16 protein-coding genes are annotated in these 16,142 nt (G+C 64.0%); 9 read left to right on the forward strand and 7 right to left on the reverse strand.

Annotation, left to right across the window (positions count from 1 at the left end; all coding sequences use genetic code 11):
* The first annotated feature begins 15 nt into the window (after positions 1-15).
* Positions 16-1,065 (forward strand): non-homologous end-joining DNA ligase, encoded by a 1,050-nt coding sequence (gene ligD, locus GB927_RS01425; protein WP_256114732.1) that lies wholly within the window; start codon positions 16-18, stop codon positions 1,063-1,065.
* 297 nt (positions 1,066-1,362) lie between these two features.
* On the forward strand, positions 1,363-1,563 hold the full coding sequence (locus GB927_RS01430) for a cold-shock protein (protein ID WP_256114733.1): 201 nt from the start codon (positions 1,363-1,365) through the stop codon (positions 1,561-1,563).
* Between the two features lie 117 nt (positions 1,564-1,680).
* Here the strand turns inward: GB927_RS01430 and GB927_RS01435 are convergent, their stop codons facing one another.
* On the reverse strand, positions 1,681-2,379 hold the full coding sequence (locus GB927_RS01435) for a class I SAM-dependent methyltransferase (protein WP_256114734.1): 699 nt from the start codon (positions 2,377-2,379) through the stop codon (positions 1,681-1,683).
* Positions 2,380-2,550: 171 nt separating this feature from the next.
* On the opposite strand from GB927_RS01435, the gene GB927_RS01440 reads away from it, so the two are divergent.
* The 6 genes from GB927_RS01440 (at position 2,551) to GB927_RS01465 (ending at position 8,050) form a co-directional block, all read left to right on the forward strand.
* Entirely contained in the window at positions 2,551-3,597 is a 1,047-nt protein-coding gene (locus GB927_RS01440) for a helix-turn-helix domain-containing protein (RefSeq protein ID WP_256114735.1), read from the forward strand.
* Positions 3,598-3,643: 46 nt separating this feature from the next.
* Positions 3,644-4,744: an efflux RND transporter periplasmic adaptor subunit gene (locus GB927_RS01445; RefSeq protein ID WP_256114736.1), complete on the forward strand. Its 1,101-nt coding sequence runs from the start codon at positions 3,644-3,646 to the stop codon at positions 4,742-4,744.
* Positions 4,741-5,442 (forward strand): ABC transporter ATP-binding protein, encoded by a 702-nt coding sequence (locus tag GB927_RS01450; protein WP_256114737.1) that lies wholly within the window; start codon positions 4,741-4,743, stop codon positions 5,440-5,442. Before GB927_RS01445 ends, GB927_RS01450 begins: the two co-directional genes overlap by 4 nt.
* The gene (locus GB927_RS01455; RefSeq protein ID WP_256114739.1) at positions 5,442-6,584 is read left to right on the forward strand and encodes an ABC transporter permease; all 1,143 of its coding nucleotides are present in this window, start codon (positions 5,442-5,444) and stop codon (positions 6,582-6,584) included. The genes GB927_RS01450 and GB927_RS01455 overlap by 1 nt, the downstream gene beginning before the upstream one ends.
* Positions 6,585-6,588: 4 nt before the next feature.
* Positions 6,589-7,770, forward strand: a complete 1,182-nt coding sequence (locus tag GB927_RS01460; protein ID WP_256114740.1) for an ABC transporter permease — start codon at positions 6,589-6,591, stop codon at positions 7,768-7,770.
* 61 nt (positions 7,771-7,831) lie between these two features.
* Entirely contained in the window at positions 7,832-8,050 is a 219-nt protein-coding gene (locus tag GB927_RS01465) for a hypothetical protein (RefSeq protein WP_256114741.1), read from the forward strand.
* Here the strand turns inward: GB927_RS01465 and GB927_RS01470 are convergent.
* The gene (locus GB927_RS01470; RefSeq protein ID WP_256114743.1) at positions 8,022-9,695 is read right to left on the reverse strand and encodes a GMC family oxidoreductase; all 1,674 of its coding nucleotides are present in this window, start codon (positions 9,693-9,695) and stop codon (positions 8,022-8,024) included. The genes GB927_RS01465 and GB927_RS01470 overlap by 29 nt on opposite strands.
* A gap of 144 nt (positions 9,696-9,839) precedes the next feature.
* On the opposite strand from GB927_RS01470, the gene GB927_RS01475 reads away from it, so the two are divergent.
* Positions 9,840-10,766, forward strand: coding sequence for a LysR family transcriptional regulator (locus GB927_RS01475; protein ID WP_256114745.1), 927 nt, complete (start codon positions 9,840-9,842; stop codon positions 10,764-10,766).
* Here the strand turns inward: GB927_RS01475 and GB927_RS01480 are convergent, their stop codons facing one another.
* The 5 genes from GB927_RS01480 to GB927_RS01500 form a co-directional block, all read right to left on the reverse strand.
* Entirely contained in the window at positions 10,767-11,765 is a 999-nt protein-coding gene (locus GB927_RS01480) for a zinc-binding dehydrogenase (RefSeq protein ID WP_256114747.1), read from the reverse strand.
* 17 nt (positions 11,766-11,782) lie between these two features.
* The gene (locus tag GB927_RS01485; RefSeq protein ID WP_256114748.1) at positions 11,783-12,862 is read right to left on the reverse strand and encodes an ABC transporter ATP-binding protein; all 1,080 of its coding nucleotides are present in this window, start codon (positions 12,860-12,862) and stop codon (positions 11,783-11,785) included.
* A gap of 51 nt (positions 12,863-12,913) precedes the next feature.
* Positions 12,914-13,738, reverse strand: a complete 825-nt coding sequence (locus GB927_RS01490; RefSeq protein WP_256114750.1) for a carbohydrate ABC transporter permease — start codon at positions 13,736-13,738, stop codon at positions 12,914-12,916.
* Between the two features lie 11 nt (positions 13,739-13,749).
* Positions 13,750-14,637, reverse strand: coding sequence for a carbohydrate ABC transporter permease (locus GB927_RS01495; protein ID WP_256114751.1), 888 nt, complete (start codon positions 14,635-14,637; stop codon positions 13,750-13,752).
* A gap of 66 nt (positions 14,638-14,703) precedes the next feature.
* On the reverse strand, positions 14,704-16,116 hold the full coding sequence (locus GB927_RS01500; RefSeq protein WP_256114752.1) for an ABC transporter substrate-binding protein: 1,413 nt from the start codon (positions 16,114-16,116) through the stop codon (positions 14,704-14,706).
* Between the last annotated feature and the right edge of the window lie 26 nt (positions 16,117-16,142).

Genomic DNA, 16,142 nt, shown 5'->3' on the forward strand with positions numbered 1-16,142 from the left:
AGATGGTGAATTCCCATGACGCCGAAGCGCAGATCGCCTCTTCCGCTGCTCGACGAATCCGGCGCGACGCTCCAGTCCCGCCCCCTCCGCAAGCGGGATCCGCAGCAGCCCGGCCTGCCCTTCGATCCGATGCCCGATCGCATAGAGCCCTGTCTCGCCTCGCGCAGGCCTGCCCCGCCGGAAGGTGCGGACTGGCTCTATGAGGTGAAATGGGATGGCCACCGGCTCGCCGTCCACATCGATCCGAAGGGCGTTCGTCTTGTCACACCGGGCGGTGAGGACTGGACGCACCGCTTTCCGGCCATCGCGGCGGCAGCCCGCAATCTCGGCGTCAACGCGGCCATTTTCGACGGTGAGGCCGTGATTCTCGATGAGGACGGCCGGTCGGATTTCGCGGCGCTGCAGAACGCGCTCGGCGGCAAAAGGGCTTCGCAGGAGGCCATCTTCTTCGCCTTCGATCTTCTCTATCTCGATGGCCAGGACCTGACGGGCACGGAACTCTCCCTGCGCCGGCATCTGCTGGAAGATCTCGTCCCGGCCGGCGGGGACGGGGCGATCCGGCTGTCGGAAGAACTCGATATCGATGCCGATGAGCTCCTCGCCGAAGCGCGCCGGCTCGGGCTGGAGGGCATCGTCGCCAAACATCGCGACCGCCCCTATCGATCAGGCCGCAGCGACGACTGGCTCCAGGTCGAATGCATAGAGGGCGGCAGTTTCATGATCGTCGGCTATGAGCCATCGGACTCCGCCCAAAGCGGCATCGCCAGCCTGCTTCTCGCCGCCCGGCACGGACATGATTGGGTGCATGTCGGTTCCGTCGCGACCGGTCTAAGCGCCAAGGATGTGGACTATCTCCGCAAGACGCTCGACATGCTCAAGACGCGCAAGCCTGTCGTGCCGATGAAGGGCAAAGGCTACGTCTTCGCCCTGCCCACCCTCATCGCGGAGATCGAATTCAGCGGCTGGAGCGAGGACGGCAATCTCCGCCAAACGCTTTATAAGGGCTTGCGAAAAATCCAGGACAACGCCGCCGTGTATGACATGAAACAACACGCCGGCGGGTAAAAGAAATAGGGCGCTCGACCCTTTCGGGGAGCGCCCTATTAGACCCGGACGACACGCGCAGCAGTATGGTGCTGTTGCGGCAGGCGTCATCAATACGGGTGGTAAACCCTAGATATGGACGGGCCTGGAGCAATTCAAGGGGCTCGAATCCGGTCTTCGCAACCCACGAAGTATCAAAAAATGACAATGGATCGTGGAGATTAAGGCTTACCAACCAGCAAGCGCATTGCAGACTGCGTCCAACCGCGATAGGTTTTGCCGCGCGGCAATCCGCTGTTCGAGCTTCGAGGATTAGAAATGGCCACTGGCACTGTTAAGTTTTTCAATGGGGAAAAGGGTTTTGGTTTCATCACGCCCGAAAATGGGGGCAGTGATGTCTTCGTACACGTTTCCGCTCTGCAGGGCGGCTCGCTGAGCGAAGGCCAGCGCGTCAGCTATGACGTTGGCCAGGACCGCAAGACCGGCAAATCCAAGGCAGAAAACGTCCGCGTTCTCTGATCTGTTTCGTTCGAGGATCGGCTGAGAAGCCTCGCCGATCCTCGTTCGGTACTTTTGAGCCAAGGCGTCGAGACACGCTGAATGCCGGGCTTGGCTTTCCAAGCAAACGGCGAGAGTTCAGGCGTAAGCCACCCATCCCCTGAATGTCAGGCCCGCATAGATCAGGCTGACATCCGAAAATCCCGCTTCCCGCAGCAACGATTCGTCCTCTTCAGGTGAGAGAATCGACAGTTTCGTGGCAATAGCCTGCCGCGCGCTTTCCGCGTTCCCGGAAGCCCCACCGAAGGCGACATGGCGGGCGATCCATATCGATCGCTCGGGCTCACCCTGCGGAAAGCTGATATGGGCGACGACGAACGGCGCGCCCGGCACCAGCCGGCGACGCAATTGCTGCAATGTTTCGAGGCGTTGATCGCGCGTCACGAAATGCAGCGTGAGAAAACAGACCGCCGCATCGAACGGCCCCTCCTCCGCGGTGTCTATATATCCCTCGTGCAATTGCACGCGCGGCCGATGAGGCCCCACCATCTCCTGCGCCAGCAGAAGCATGTCGGCCGAGGGATCGATTCCGTAAAAATTCCAGTGAGGATTCTCATCGGCCAAAGCCTTGAGTTCCAGGCCGCCGCCCGCACCCAGCACAAGAACCCGGCCAGCCCCCGGCACCCGCTCCGCGATCAGCATCGAAGCCATGCGGTGGAGCGAAGCGAGGCCCGGCACCTTTTTCAGCGTTCCTTCCACATAGGAACTGGCATGCGCCGCGGTAAAAGCCGGTTTATCGACGCCGGGAGATCCAGATTTTTCATTGCTTGAAGTCATGTAACAATAATAGTTACAAATTCCGCATTTGGTCAAGCGGCGCGAATACGGCGCTGAGGGTGGCGCTACCGCGAAAACAGACCTCAAACACGTTCAAGGTCGCGGAAACCTGTCCGATGCGCCATGATAGCTCGAACACTTGTATTCTGCCCTCAAGCCCTTCCAGACATAATGCTGTCCATTCCAGTTCCCTTCGTCGTCGCCACCCTGCTTGTCATTCTGCTGGTCACCGTCGTGCGACGTGACGACGATGCGCCGCCGAACATGCCGTTTCTCGCCTTGATTCTGGTTTCCGCCCTTCAATCGATCCTGCTGGGGTTTCGCTGGGGCTACGGGGTGAATGGCGTCGGTCCGGTACTGCCCATCGTGGCTTCGACGGTGCCGCCGCTTGTCTATGCCGGCGTGGCCGGGATGGTGCGCAAGAGCGATGTGTCACCGATCCTGCGTGTGGGTCTGCATCTCATACCAGTGATCGCGATTGTGCTGATGGTCCTGCTGTGGCGCGCTGCCATCGACTTCGCAATCGCATTGATCTTCAGCGGCTACGCGGTGGCGATCCTGCTTCTGATGCGGCCGGGCTCGGACGCGCTTCGCCTCACGCCTTTCGATAATGCCGGCCCCGCCTATCGCGCCATCCTCTTCGCCGCGACGGCCCTGTTGTTGTCGGCGGCGATGGACATCGTGATCTTTCTCGACTTCGCCTGGACCCAGGGCGACCATGCGCCCCTCCTGGTCACCATCGCGAACCTTGCGGTTTTGGCAGTGCTGTCCGGCGCGGTCGCGACAGCGGGCCGCCGTGGCAAGCCCGATCAGACGGCCGGGGCCGGCCCCGGTCCCAGATTGGAGATGGCGGAGGACAAGGAAACCCTCGCCGCGGTTCAGGCCGTGATGCAGGCGAAACGCGTCTATCGCGACGTCGATCTCAGCCTCGATCGGCTGGCGCGCAAGACGGGAATTCCGGCCCGGCAGATTTCCACGGCGATCAACCGGGCGACGGGCAAGAACGTCTCGCAATATGTCAACGAGCACCGCATCGCCGAGGCCTGCGCGCTGCTTGCCGAGACAGACAAGCCCGTGACCGAGATCATGTTCGAGGTGGGTTTCCAGACCAAGTCCAATTTTAATCGCGAATTCCGCCGCGTCACCGAAATGTCGCCGCTCGAATGGCGCGAGCGCAAGGCCGCGACGTCCCCGATCGCGATCCAGCACGACCCATAACGCGTTCCAGGTCGCGGTTTTGCCCTTGCCGGCCATGATGCCCGGCATGAACACACATTTCGACATCGCCACCGAACAGGGCCGAAAACTGGCCGAGACGCTCAAGTCGCTATCGCTTGAGCCTGTCCCCCGCGACATCCAGCCGCCGAAGCCGATGCTCCGGCGTCTCGCCCTTCCCATCTGCCTCGGCGCCATGATGGTCGGGGCGGTCGCCGGCGCCCTGCTCTATCAGCCAGACGTGGTTCGCCACATCGAAGCCGCCCTCTCGGAGCCGGAGCGTGCGGCCGCCGACCCTGTTGCCGTGACAGAGGTCGAGGGCGAACGATCCGCTGTCCGCAATCCCATCCCGGCCGGCCGCGAGATCACCGGCTCCGGCTTCGTCGTCGCGCCGCGCATGACGACGGTCTTTGCCAAATATGAAGGCAGGATCACGCGGATCGCCGTGGCGCTGGGCGACGCCGTCGAGGCGGGCCAGGTTCTGGTCGCCCTTGAGGATGCGGGCGCCCGCTTTGCGCTCGAACAGGCGCACGCCGCGAAGGCTCAGGCCGAGCTGGTCCTCGCCGCCCGCGCTATCGACCTTGCGCAGGCCCGTACCCTGCTAGACCGCACCGAGATCCTCGCCGCCCGTGACGCGACCTCAAAACAGGCGCTTGAAGACGCAAACGCGGCAGCCGAGCGCGCCGAGAATGCCGTGGCGCAAGCCCGGCAATCCGCAGATAGCGCCGACCTCGCCATCCGCATTGCCGAGGAACGCGTGGAGGAACTGACCGTTCGTGCGCCCTTCGCCGGCACCGTCACCCGGCTCGACGCCCGCGTCGGCGACACGGTGCTGGCGCGCATCGACAGCGTTCGCGAAAGCCAGAGCCTGCTGACGATTACCGACGCCAAAACCCTCGTGATCGACGCCGACGTGACGGAAACCACGATCGCAGCCCTCAAGCCCGGCCTTGCCGGACAGGCTGTGCTCGACGGTTTTCCCGACAAGCCCTTCGCCGTCACGGTCCTGCGGCTGGCGCCCGTCGCCTCCGCGGAAAAGGGCACCGTCACGCTGCGCCTGTCGCTCGACGATCCGCCCGACGGCATCCGCCCGAACATGGCCGCCCGCATCCGCATCGCCCTCGATGAAATAGGAGAACACACGCAATGACCCAAACCCCCGCCCCCTATATCGCGCTCAGCGGCGTCAGGAAGGCCTATCGCATCGGCGGAGAGATGATGCCCATCTTCGCCGGTCTCGACCTCGCTATCCCGCGCGGCGATTTCGTCGCCGTCATGGGGCCGTCCGGCTCGGGCAAATCGACGCTGCTCAACATGCTGGCCGGTATAGATCGGCCGGATGCCGGCACCTTGAGCATCGGCACCAGCCGCCTCGACCAGATGGGCGAGGCCGCGCGCTCGGCCTGGCGGGCGCACAACATGGGCATCGTCTTCCAGTTCTATAATCTGCTGCCCATGCTCACCGCCGCCGAAAACGTCGAGTTGCCGCTGCTGCTGAAGCCGCTGTCGCGCAAGGAGCGGCGCATGCGCGTCGAAAAGGTCCTCGATCTCGTCGGCCTCTCCGGGCGCGAAAAACAATACCCCGCCATGATGTCCGGCGGCCAGCAGCAACGCATCGGCATCGCCCGCGCCATCGTCTCCGATCCGGGCCTGCTGCTCTGCGACGAGCCGACCGGCGACCTCGACCGCAAGTCCGCCGACGAGGTTCTGGACATGCTGCGCTTCCTCAACCGCGAACTGGAAAAGACCATCGTCATGGTGACGCACGACCCGCAGGCCGCCCTTTACGCGCGCCGCACGCTGCATCTCGACAAGGGCGATTTCGTCGAAGAGAAGAGGGCCGCCTGATGACCCTTTTCGATCTCGCCCGAAAGAATGCCTGGCGAAAGCCGCTGCGCACCGTGCTCCTGATGGTCTCGATCGCCGTCGCCTTCCTGATCTACGGCCTGACCGCAAGCTTCCTGGCCGGCACGCAGGGTGCCGCCGGCGCCAGCGACGACCTCCTCGGCGTCACGAGTGCCGGCGGCCGCACGCAGCCGCTGCCGATGGCGGCAATGTCGCGCATCGCTGCCGATCCCGGCGTCGCGGCGGTCGGCTATGTCACGCGGCTGCGCGGCTTCGTCGACGTGGAGAAAAACGTCGTCGCCATCAGCGCCGCCGATCCCGATCTGCTGATGGCCGTCAACGGCAAGGGCCTCGGCCTGACGCCGGCCCTGGTCGGCGCGATCGGCCAGGGCCGCGACAGGGTGCTGGTCGGCCGTGCGCTCGCCGAGGCGCAAGGGTGGAGCGTCGGCCAGCGCGCGACGATCACCGCCTTCGACACGCCGAGAGAGGACGGCAGCCGCGACTGGCGGTTCGAGATCGCCGGCATCTTCGAGGGCGAAAGTGCCGCCACCGACACCTATTTCATGATCGCCCGCTACGACTATGTGAACGCCGCCCGCGCGCGCGGCAAGGACACCGTGGACGCCTTCGTCGTCCTGCCGCGCATGGGTGTCTCGCCGGGGGAACTTGCCGCCGGCATCGACACGCTGTTCGCCAACTCGGCCACGCCGACGCGCACCCAGTCGGAAAAGCAGTTCCTGGAAGCGTTTCTGCGCCAATATGCCGATGTCGGCCTGATCGTGAACCTCGTCGTCGGCGCGGCCTTCGTCACCCTGTTGATGATCGTCGTCAACACCATGGTCTTTGCCGTGCGCGAGCGCACCTTCGAGATCGGCGTGCTGAAGACGCTCGGTTTCTCCCGCCTCGGCATCATGGCGCTCATCCTCGGCGAAACCCTCTTCGTCTTCGCAGTCGGCGGGGGCATCGGCCTCGCTTTGGCGAAGCTCGCAACCATCCTTGCCGGCCCGACGCTCGGGCTGGTCTTCTCCGCGCCGGTTCTCGCAAAGGCGCTGGTCATCATCGCCGTCCTCGGGCTTGCGACCGGCGCGCTGCCGGCCTTCAACGCGATGCGAACCCCCATCATCAAAGCTTTCAGAACGAGGTAACCCCATGTCCACCCACACAAGACAAGCGCTCGTGATGATCCGCACCAACCTGTCCAGCCTGCCGCGCCGTTCCGCGATTTCCGCCTCCATGGCCCTGTCGGTCGCGCTCGTCGTCTGCGTGCTGGCCGGCTTCCTCTCCATGGCGAAAGGGTTCGAGACGGCGTTGAGCGGCGCCGGTTCGCCTGCCGTCGCCGTCGTGCTCGGCGGCGGCACCAATCAGGAGACGGGCTCGGACATTCCCGCAACCGTCATCCGCACGCTCGATGCCATGACGGGCGACCTGGGCGTCGCCCGCGACGCCGGCGGCAAGCTCGTCTCGTCCCGCGAGATCGTCGCGCCCGTCGATCTGAGCCAGCGCACGATGGCGCTGCGCGGCATGGATGCCGCCGGCCCGTCGATCCGCGACGGCATCACGATTTCCGCCGGCCGCATCTTCACGCCGGGCGCCCGCGAGATCGTCGCCGGAAACCGTCTCGCCGAGGAATTCGGCCTCCAAGTGGGTGACACGGTCCGCCTCGGCGCGGTCGACTGGACGGTGGTGGGGCATTTCTCTGCCCATGGCAGCGCCTTCGAATCCGAACTCTGGGCCGACCTCGAAGCGGTGCGCGCCGCCTTCGACCGGCAGGGGCAGGTGCAAAGCCTGAAACTCCGCCTCGCCGACCCCGCATCGCTCAAACGCTTGCAAGGCGCGCTCGCCACCATCACCGAGACCCCGCTCGTCGCCGTCTCCGAAGCCGATCTTTACGCCGCGCAATCCGGGCGCACGGCGAGCCTCATCCGCCTGTTCGGCTGGCCGGTCGCGCTGCTGATGGCCGTGGGGGCAACGGCGGGCGCCCTCAACACGATGACGAGTTCCGTCTCGGACCGCACCGTCGAGATCGCCACGGTGCGCGCGCTCGGCTTCAGCCGCCTCTCGGCCTTTCTCGGCACATGGGTGGAAGCGGTAGTGCTCGCGGGCGCCGGCGTCTTCCTCGGCCTCCTCGCCTCGTGGCTGATCTTCAACGGCTGGCAGGCCAGCACGATCGGCGCGAACAATGCCCGCATGGCCTTCCAGCTCGCCGTCACGCCAGATGTCCTGTTGACGGCAGGCCTGCTCGGCCTTGCCATCGGCATCCTCGGCGGCGCCCTCCCTGCGCTTGCCGCGACAAGGCTGCCGCTGACCGCCGCCCTTCGGGCACGCGGTTAAGCGGATGTTTGCATTGGCGGATTATGCTGCCGGCTTCAAACGTCAGGCAGTGGAGGATGACATGGCGACGGAAACCGGGATAACCGATCGCTACGAATGTCTCCTCGATCCGCTGGATCACTACGTGGTCTGGGACAATGCGACCGATTTGCCCGGCATGATGGGCGACGAGATTCTTGCCTTTTCCACGCGGCGAGAAGCCCTCGCCGCGATCGACCTGCTCAACCAGGAATCGCGGTCATCCCCGTCCGTCATCCGCGTTGCCGGGCATCGGCAATAATCCATCCCGCCGCCTTTTCCGCGATCATTAGCGTCGGCGCATTGGTATTGCCGCTGGTGATCTTCGGCATGATGCCGGCGTCGACGACGCGCAGGCCAGCAATGCCACGCACCCGCAGGCGGCTGTCGACCACGGCCAACGGGTCGTCGGCGCGGCCCATCTTCGTCGTCCCGACGGGGTGAAAGATGGTGTTGGCGATGTCGCCGGCGAGCTTGGCGAGGTCCTCGTCGCTCTGGAACTGGAGGCCGGGCTTCCACTCCTCCGGCTGGTACTTTGCAAGCGCCGGCTGCGAGACGATCCTGCGCACCTGCCGGATGCTGTCGGCGGCGATGCGGCGATCCTCCTCCGTGCTCAGGTAGTTCGGCGCGATGGCCGGCGCGTCGACGGCCTTGCCGGAGCGGATGCGCACGGTTCCGGCACTGGTCGGGTTCAGGTTGCAGACGCTCGCGGTGAAGGCGGGGATGCTGTGCAACGGCTCGCCGAAGGCATCGAGGCTCAACGGCTGGACGTGATATTCCAGGTTGGCATGGGCTTGGCGTTCGTCCGAGCGGGTGAACGCGCCGAGCTGCGAGGGCGACATGCTCATCGGGCCACTGCGTTTCAACGCATATTCAAGGCCGATCATCGCCTTGCCGAACAGGCTGTTGGCGAGCGTGTTCAGCGTCTTTGCATTGCCGACCTTGAAGACCGCGCGGATCTGCAAATGGTCCTGCAGGTTCTCGCCGACGCCCGGCAGATCGTGGGCCACCTCGATTCCATGGCGCTTCAATAGCTCCGCCGGTCCGACGCCCGACAATTGCAGGATCTGCGGCGAGCCGATCGCCCCGGCCGAAAGGATCACTTCCTTCTCGGCGCGGACCTCCATCCTGCGCCCCTGCCGCTGAAGCACGACGCCGGTGCAGCGCTTGCCTTCGAGAGCGAGCTTTTCGACATGGCATTCCGTCCACACGGAGAGGTTGGGCCGGTTCCTTGCCGGGCGCAGGAAGGCCTTGGAGGTGTTCCACCGCCAGCCCGAACGCTGGTTGACTTCGAAATAGCCGACGCCCTCGTTGTCGCCGCTGTTGAAATCGTCGGACCGCGGGATGCCGGCCTCGACGGCAGCCTCGGCGAAAGATTCCAGGATATCCCATTTCAGGCGCTGCTTCTCGATGCGCCACTCGCCGCCATGGCCGTGCATGTCGGAGAAACGGCTGTTGCCGCCCGTCTGCGGGTCCGCACCCTTGTCCAGCCGGTAGTGGTCTTCATGGGCCTTGAAATCGGGCAGGGAATTCTGCCAGGACCAGGCGCTGTCCCCGGTCGCCGCCGCCCAGCCGTCATAGTCGCGGGCCTGGCCGCGCATGTAGATCATGCCGTTGATCGAGGAGCAGCCGCCGAGCGTCTTGCCGCGCGGATAGCGCAGCGACCGGCCGTTCAGCCCGGCATCCGGCTCGGTCTTGAACAGCCAGTCGGTGCGGGGGTTGCCGATGCAGTAGAGATAACCGACCGGGATATGGATCCACGGATAGTTGTCCTTCCTGCCCGCTTCCAGCAGCAGCACGCGCGTCGCAGGATCGCGGCTGAGGCGATTGGCCAGCAGACAGCCGGCGGAGCCTCCCCCGACGACGATGTAGTCGAAGCGGTCAGATGGGATGTCCGGACGCGTCATCGGGTTATGCCGCCGTCGCTGTTATAAAGTCCGACCGTTCTGCATGGCATCTGAGCGTCCTCCTCATGTTTTTTGCAGGAATACCCGCAGATGCGGCGGAAAATCCAATGACAAATGAAGCAGAGAATTATAAGCAGAATTAATATGGCGAGCCCGACCGACCTCAGGACATTGAAGGCCTTCGTGACCGTTGCGCGCGAGGGCAATGTCACGCGCGCGGCCGAACAGCTGCATCTCACCCAGCCGGCCGTGACCCTGCAACTCAAGCGCCTTGCCGCGGATACCAGCATCACTTTATTCCGCCGAACGTCGGTGGGTCTCGAATTGACCCTTGAAGGCGCTTTGCTGGCGGCGAAGGCGGAGCAGGTGCTGGCGGCGCTCACGGATTTCGGCCAGACGGCGGGACACCTCGCGACGCGCCTGCGCGGAAAACTGCGGATCGGCACGATCATCGACCCGGAATTCACGCGGCTGGGGGCGTTTCTGAAGGCGCTGGTGGAAAGTGGTCCCGGCATCGAGACGGAACTGCGCCACGGCATGAGCGGCGACGTGCCGGAGGGTCTCCGGCGAAACGAGCTGGATGTCGGGTATTTTCTCGGCGATATTCGGGATTTCGATCCCGTGGCCGGCGTGGTGCCGGATGGACAGGAAAACCTCTTCCAAGCGAAGGAACTCGCGCGACTGACCTATCTGGTCGTCGCCCCGCCATCGCTCGCCGGCGTCGTTCGCGGACAGGACTGGCCGGCGCTCGCGGCCCTCCCCTGGATCGGCACGCCGCCGGCCTCGGTGCACAACCGGCTGCTGGGACGCGTGTTCGGCGATCTCGGCGTGCGGCAGAACGTCGTCGCCTCGGTCGACCAGGAGCCTTCCATGCTGGCGATGGTGCGAACCGGGCTGGGCCTCAGCCTCTGCCGCGAGTCGCTGGCCCTGCATGAACACCAGTCGAACGGACTGGTGATCGCCGATCGCGTCCAGATCGAAACCGCCCTGAGCTTCGTGTGCCTGAAAGTGCGGTCGAACGACCCGACCATCCAGTTCGCCTTCGATGCCATTACCCGCATCTGGGGGTGATCATTCCGACTGCCAGTCGAGCACGACGAAGGGCTCGGTGATTTCGCGGGCCAGTAGCGCGGTGTAGAGCGCGGCCGGAGCCTTTGGCGATGCCTTGCGCAGAAGGCCGTCGAGGGGAATCCGGCCTTCGGAAAGCCATTTCAGGGCCTTGGCGAAACCACCGAAAACGCTTTGGCTGGTATTGTTGTAGCCCTCCAGCAATTCCACCCACTTGAAGCCTTTTGCCAGCAACGGGAACTCCCATTCCCAGCCGCTCCTGAGCACCACGAAATTGTTGAAGACCGCGTGCAAGATGTCGTGGGCGTAGAGTTCGGTATGACGCTTCCACGGAACACCGATCAGCACGACCTCGCCATGCTGGCGCACGATGCGGCAGCCGCCGAGAACCGCGGCCTCATGACCGGAGCAGTCGACGACGAGCGCGACCTTGCCGGCGAAGTCTGGGTCAGCGACCGGCATCTCGGCGAAGACCGAAGCGATGCCGGAAGCAGCCATCTGGCTGCGTCGGGTCGCGTCCGGCTCTACCACGGACACCTCGTAGCCGGAGAGCCTGAAGATATGCGCGGCGAGATAGCCGACCGGGCCGGCACCGCCGATGACCACGCGGTCGCCGGGCCTCGCCTTGGTCGTCATCAGCGTCGTCATCGACACGCCGATCAGCCGCGCGATGACGGCTTCCTCGGATGAAAGGCCCTCCGGCACCGGCAGCGTGAACCGATGCTCGACCTGCTGGAAGCTGCGATGCGGCCCCATGCAGAACAGCCGGGTGCCGACTTTCACATCGCGAACGGCCTCGCTACACTCCTCAACCTCGAACACCGCGGCATATCCGGGCCGGATGGGAAAGTCCTCGCCCGTCGCCCAGGCGAGTTCGGTGCCGGGGCTGACGAGGGTGGCGAGCGTGCGGCCGCGCACCTCGGTCGCGCCAAGCGGTAGCGTTTCGCAATCCGCCAGAACGAAGCTGTTCTTCTGCGGGAAGATGATTTCCTTGCCGGACATGATGGTCTCCTTGCGATTCAGAGTGCCTGACCGCTTTCGCTGTCGAAAAGATGCAGGCCGGCGGGGTTGAAGACGACCTTCACGGCCTGATCGAGCGCGGGCCGCTCGCTTGCCGGGATCTGCGCGATGAATTCCTGGGTGCCGATCCGGAGATCGACCAGCGCCTCGACGCCGAGATATTCCACCACTTCGACCCGGGCCTCGATGGCATCCGCGTCGCCGGCCTGCGCAAGGCGCACGTCGCTCGGACGAACACCCAGCGTTACCGCCTGCCCCGGCTTCAATTTTGCGCCCAACTCTACCGGCAGGAGGAGGGAGAAGGCTGGCGAGGACAGCACCGTCCCGGTGTCGCCGCGCTCCGCGGTCATGCGGAAGAGGTTCATCGACGGGCTGCCGATGAAGGTGGCGACGAAGAGGTTTTTCGGGCGGGCAAAAACCTCTTCGGGCGAGCCGATCTGCTCGATATGGCCGTCCTTCATGATGACGATCTTGTCGGCGAGCGTCATCGCCTCGACCTGGTCGTGCGTGACATAGATGACGGTGGTGCCGAGCTGCTTGTGCAGCTTGGCGATTTCCATGCGGACCTGCGTGCGCAGCTTGGCGTCGAGGTTCGACAGCGGCTCGTCGAAGAGGAACACTTCCGGCGTTCGCACCATCGCCCGGCCCATCGCCACGCGCTGACGCTGGCCGCCGGAAAGCTGCGCGGGCTTGCGGTGAAGCAGCACGTCGAGGCCGAGCATGGCGGCGACGCCGGCGATCTTCGCATCGACCTCGGCCTTGGAGAGGCGCTGCGGCTTCAGCGCGAACTCCATGTTCTGGCGCACCGTCATATGCGGATAGAGCGCGTAGTTCTGGAAAACCATCGCGATCTTGCGATCCTTCGGCGCCCGGTCGTTGATCACCTCGCCGGCGATGCGGATCTCGCCGCCGTTGACATCCTCAAGGCCGGCGACCATGCGAAGCGTGGTGGTCTTGCCGCAGCCGGAAGGGCCGAGCAGCACGACGAATTCGCCGTCGGCGATATCGAGATCGACGCCATGCACCACCTTGAAGGCGCCGAAGGCTTTCACGACGTTGGTAAGGGAAACAGATGCCAAGATTTTTCCTCCGCAATGCAGTCCAGATGCCGGGTGCTGGTGCTGCCGGCCCTATTTGACGGATCCGAGCGTCAGGCCCTTGACCAGCCATTTCTGGCAGGTGAGCACGAAGATGACGCCGGGGATGAGAATGATGAACGAGCCCGCCATGATGCGGCCCCACTGCACCGCGTCGCTGCTCCAGAACGACATGACGGCGACGGTGGCGGTCTGCGCGCTGGAGCCGGTCAGCATCAGCGCGAACAGGAACTCGTTCCACGAGAAGATGAAGCAGAACACGGCGCAGACGGCGAGGCCGGGCGCGGCGAGCGGCAGCGTGATGCGGTAGAAGATCTCGACGATGCCGTAGCCATCGACCTGCGCCGCCTCTTCCAGCGCCTCCGGCACCTCGTCGAAGAAGCCCTTCATCAGCCAGACCGTCAGCGGGATGTTCGCCGTCGAATAGACGATGATCAGCGCGAGCGGTGTGTCGAGCAGGCCGACCGATTTGAAGATGATGTAATAGGGTACGACGACGGCGATCGGCGGAAACATGCGCATCGACAGGATCCAGAACGCCGCATCGTTGATGCGCGGATGGCGGATGCGCGAGAGCGCAAAGGCGCCGAGCGCGCCGATGGTGACGGAAAAGACCGTCGAGCCGAGCGTCACGATCAGGCTGTTAATGATGTTCCAGTGGAACGGCCGGAGCGTGAAGAGATCGACATAGTGTTGCAGCGTCGGCGTGAAAAAGACCGTCGGCGGACGGGAGAACATATCCGCCGACGGCTTCAGGGAGGACGCCAGGATGAGGTAGATCGGGATCATGAAGATGATCAGGATGATGCCGGTCACGCTATAGACGAGGGTCGCCTGTCTGGTGCTGAGCCTGTTCATGGTGGGTCTCCTCAACGCGCGGCGGCGCTCTTCTGCATGGATTTGAAGAACAGCGTGATCAGCACGGAAATGATGATCAGCGACACGAAGGAGGCGGCGGCACCGACCCCCATGCGCCAGAAGGTGAAGCTCTGGCGGTAGATGTAGAGGGCGATCGTCTCGGTGGCGTCGCCCGGCCCGCCCTTGGTGAGCACGAAGATGATGTCGTAGATCTTGAAGGCATCGATGGCGCGCAGGAACAAGAGGCTGATAAGCACCGGCTTCAGCTGCGGCAGCGTGACGTGCAGGAAGACGTCGATGTTGGAATTGCCGTCGATGCGCGCCGCCTCGTAGGGTTCCGGCGACAGGCTTTGCAGCGCGGCGGCCGTTCCCATCATCACGAAGGGCGTCCACTGCCAGATGTCGGCGATCGCGATCGCCGTCAGCGCCCATTGCGTGCTGGTGATCCACGGGATCGGGTTGATGCCGATGAGGCCGATGAAATAGTTGAAATAGCCGAGTTCCGGAAAATAGATGAAGAGCCAGACGAGGCCGACGATGACCGGCGAGATCATCATGGGAATAAGCAGCAACGTGCGGATCGCCGCCATGCCGGGCAGGCGCTGCGTCACCAGCAAGGCCAGGCCGACGCCGATGACGAACTGGAAGAACAGCGTGACCCCCATCAGCTTGAAGGTGATCAGCATGCTGTGCAGGAACGGCCCGGAGGTCAGCACTTCCTGGAAGTTGGCAAGGCCGACGAAGATGCGCGGGATGAACGGCTTCGCGAGGTCGTAATTGCGAAAGCTCAGATAGAGCGCATAGAGCATCGGATAGATGGTCGTCAGGAAAAGCACCGCCGCCGTCGGCAGCAGGAATACCCCCGCGATCGTCCTGTTGCGTCTGTTGACATAGCCCATGGCACCCTCCCGCATGTCAGTTTGTTCCGCGCTCCGGCCAAGGCGGCCGGAGCGCGGGGTTGGCGCTTATTTCTGCAACACGGTGACCGGGGCGTCGTTGATCCAGCGAAGTCGCTGTTCGAGCGGGAACATCGACAGGCGCGAATTGACCGCGGTGCAGGCGTTGCCGAGCGCTTCCTGTGCGGTCGCCGTCTCGCCGGCCATGTACTTGGAGAGTTCGACGCCGAAGTTTTCCTCCACGTCCGCGTAGAACGGATGGAAGATGCGGCGGCGCGCATTCGTCTGGGTGTCGAGCAGCACCTTGTAATAGGGGTACTTCTCCTGAAGGGCGGGGTCCGCGAGGATCGACTTGCGGAACTGGCTGATACCCCAGCCTTCATCGGCAAGACGGCGCATGATCTTCTCGCCGGTGCCCCACTTGATGAAGGCCCAGGCGGCTTCCTTCTCCTGGTCGGAGACCTTCGCGTTGATGGCGAAGGACAGCGAGCCGGTATAGGTCGGCTGCGGCTTGCCGTCTTCCGTCGGCCCGCCGGAGAAACCGGCCTTGCCAAGCGTCGGCAGCTTGGCTTCTTCCGGGTTCGTCAGGCGCACGGTGCGCACGCTCCAGTAGCCAGAAAGCGCCGTCTCGCCGCGCTCCATATAGCCGGACTGGATGTCCCACATCAGGCCGAGATAATCCGGCGGGTTGAAGGGAACCAGCGACTTCATGAATTCCGCCGCCTTGACATGCGGCTCGCCGGTCATGGCGCAAAGTCCGGTCGCCGGATCCCAATAATCTCCGCCGAAGCCGCGCATGATCGGGAAGTAATCATGCGTGATCGCACCCTGCACGCGGCTGTAGGACTCGGCATTGCCGTAAAAATCCTGTTCCAGCACCTTGCCGGCGAGCTTATCGCCCTTCTTGCGGGTGAAGAATTCGGCAATGTCGTGGAACTGCTGCCAGGTGGCAGGCGGCGCCAGGTCGTAGCTGTATTTGGCCTTGAAGGCCTCCTTCTCGCCGGCATCGTCGAACAGGTCCTGGCGATAGTTGACGTGCCAGATCATGCCGGAAGCCGGGAAGGCGAGAAGCTGGCCCTGCCAGCTGTTTTCCTGCAACTGTACGGGAATGATGTCGTCGAGGCCGATTTCGGCGGCATCGCGCTTGGCATATTCGGTCAGGTCCTGCAACGCGCCGGCCTCGCCAAGCATGCCGACCCAGGGGCTATCGACCCAAAGGAGCTGGTAGGTCGGCTTATCAGAGCTCGCCTCGATGATGATCTTGTCGATCAGCCCCGGATAGGGAAGCATGTCGATCTGCACCTTGGCGCCGGTCTGTTCCTCGAACTCGCTGGTGATCTTGGCGAGACGCGTCACCGACGTATCGCCGATGCCGAGCATCTTCAGCTGCACGCCTTCGAACGGCTTGTCCTGCGACAGCGCGCTGCCGCACATCAGCGCCACGAAACCGGCGGCCAATACGGATTTCTTCCAAATTCCCATCGAAATGCTCCTCCTCATCCAATGAA

The organism is Shinella lacus (genome assembly GCF_010994755.1).
Taxonomy (GTDB): domain Bacteria; phylum Pseudomonadota; class Alphaproteobacteria; order Rhizobiales; family Rhizobiaceae; genus Shinella; species Shinella lacus.

What these genes read in the sequence shown, in the direction of transcription:
- GB927_RS01500 (WP_256114752.1), bottom strand. Translation starts at nt 16,116, where the DNA reads ATGGGAATTTGGAAGAAATCCGTATTGGCCGCCGGTTTCGTGGCGCTG.
- GB927_RS01475 (WP_256114745.1), top strand. Translation starts at nt 9,840, where the DNA reads ATGGCGAGCCCGACCGACCTCAGGACATTGAAGGCCTTCGTGACCGTT.
- GB927_RS01490 (WP_256114750.1), bottom strand. Translation starts at nt 13,738, where the DNA reads ATGAACAGGCTCAGCACCAGACAGGCGACCCTCGTCTATAGCGTGACC.
- GB927_RS01455 (WP_256114739.1), top strand. Translation starts at nt 5,442, where the DNA reads ATGACCCTTTTCGATCTCGCCCGAAAGAATGCCTGGCGAAAGCCGCTG.
- ligD (WP_256114732.1), top strand. Translation starts at nt 16, where the DNA reads ATGACGCCGAAGCGCAGATCGCCTCTTCCGCTGCTCGACGAATCCGGC.
- GB927_RS01460 (WP_256114740.1), top strand. Translation starts at nt 6,589, where the DNA reads ATGTCCACCCACACAAGACAAGCGCTCGTGATGATCCGCACCAACCTG.
- GB927_RS01435 (WP_256114734.1), bottom strand. Translation starts at nt 2,379, where the DNA reads ATGACTTCAAGCAATGAAAAATCTGGATCTCCCGGCGTCGATAAACCG.
- GB927_RS01450 (WP_256114737.1), top strand. Translation starts at nt 4,741, where the DNA reads ATGACCCAAACCCCCGCCCCCTATATCGCGCTCAGCGGCGTCAGGAAG.
- GB927_RS01430 (WP_256114733.1), top strand. Translation starts at nt 1,363, where the DNA reads ATGGCCACTGGCACTGTTAAGTTTTTCAATGGGGAAAAGGGTTTTGGT.
- GB927_RS01440 (WP_256114735.1), top strand. Translation starts at nt 2,551, where the DNA reads ATGCTGTCCATTCCAGTTCCCTTCGTCGTCGCCACCCTGCTTGTCATT.
- GB927_RS01495 (WP_256114751.1), bottom strand. Translation starts at nt 14,637, where the DNA reads ATGGGCTATGTCAACAGACGCAACAGGACGATCGCGGGGGTATTCCTG.
- GB927_RS01470 (WP_256114743.1), bottom strand. Translation starts at nt 9,695, where the DNA reads ATGACGCGTCCGGACATCCCATCTGACCGCTTCGACTACATCGTCGTC.
- GB927_RS01445 (WP_256114736.1), top strand. Translation starts at nt 3,644, where the DNA reads ATGAACACACATTTCGACATCGCCACCGAACAGGGCCGAAAACTGGCC.
- GB927_RS01480 (WP_256114747.1), bottom strand. Translation starts at nt 11,765, where the DNA reads ATGTCCGGCAAGGAAATCATCTTCCCGCAGAAGAACAGCTTCGTTCTG.
- GB927_RS01465 (WP_256114741.1), top strand. Translation starts at nt 7,832, where the DNA reads ATGGCGACGGAAACCGGGATAACCGATCGCTACGAATGTCTCCTCGAT.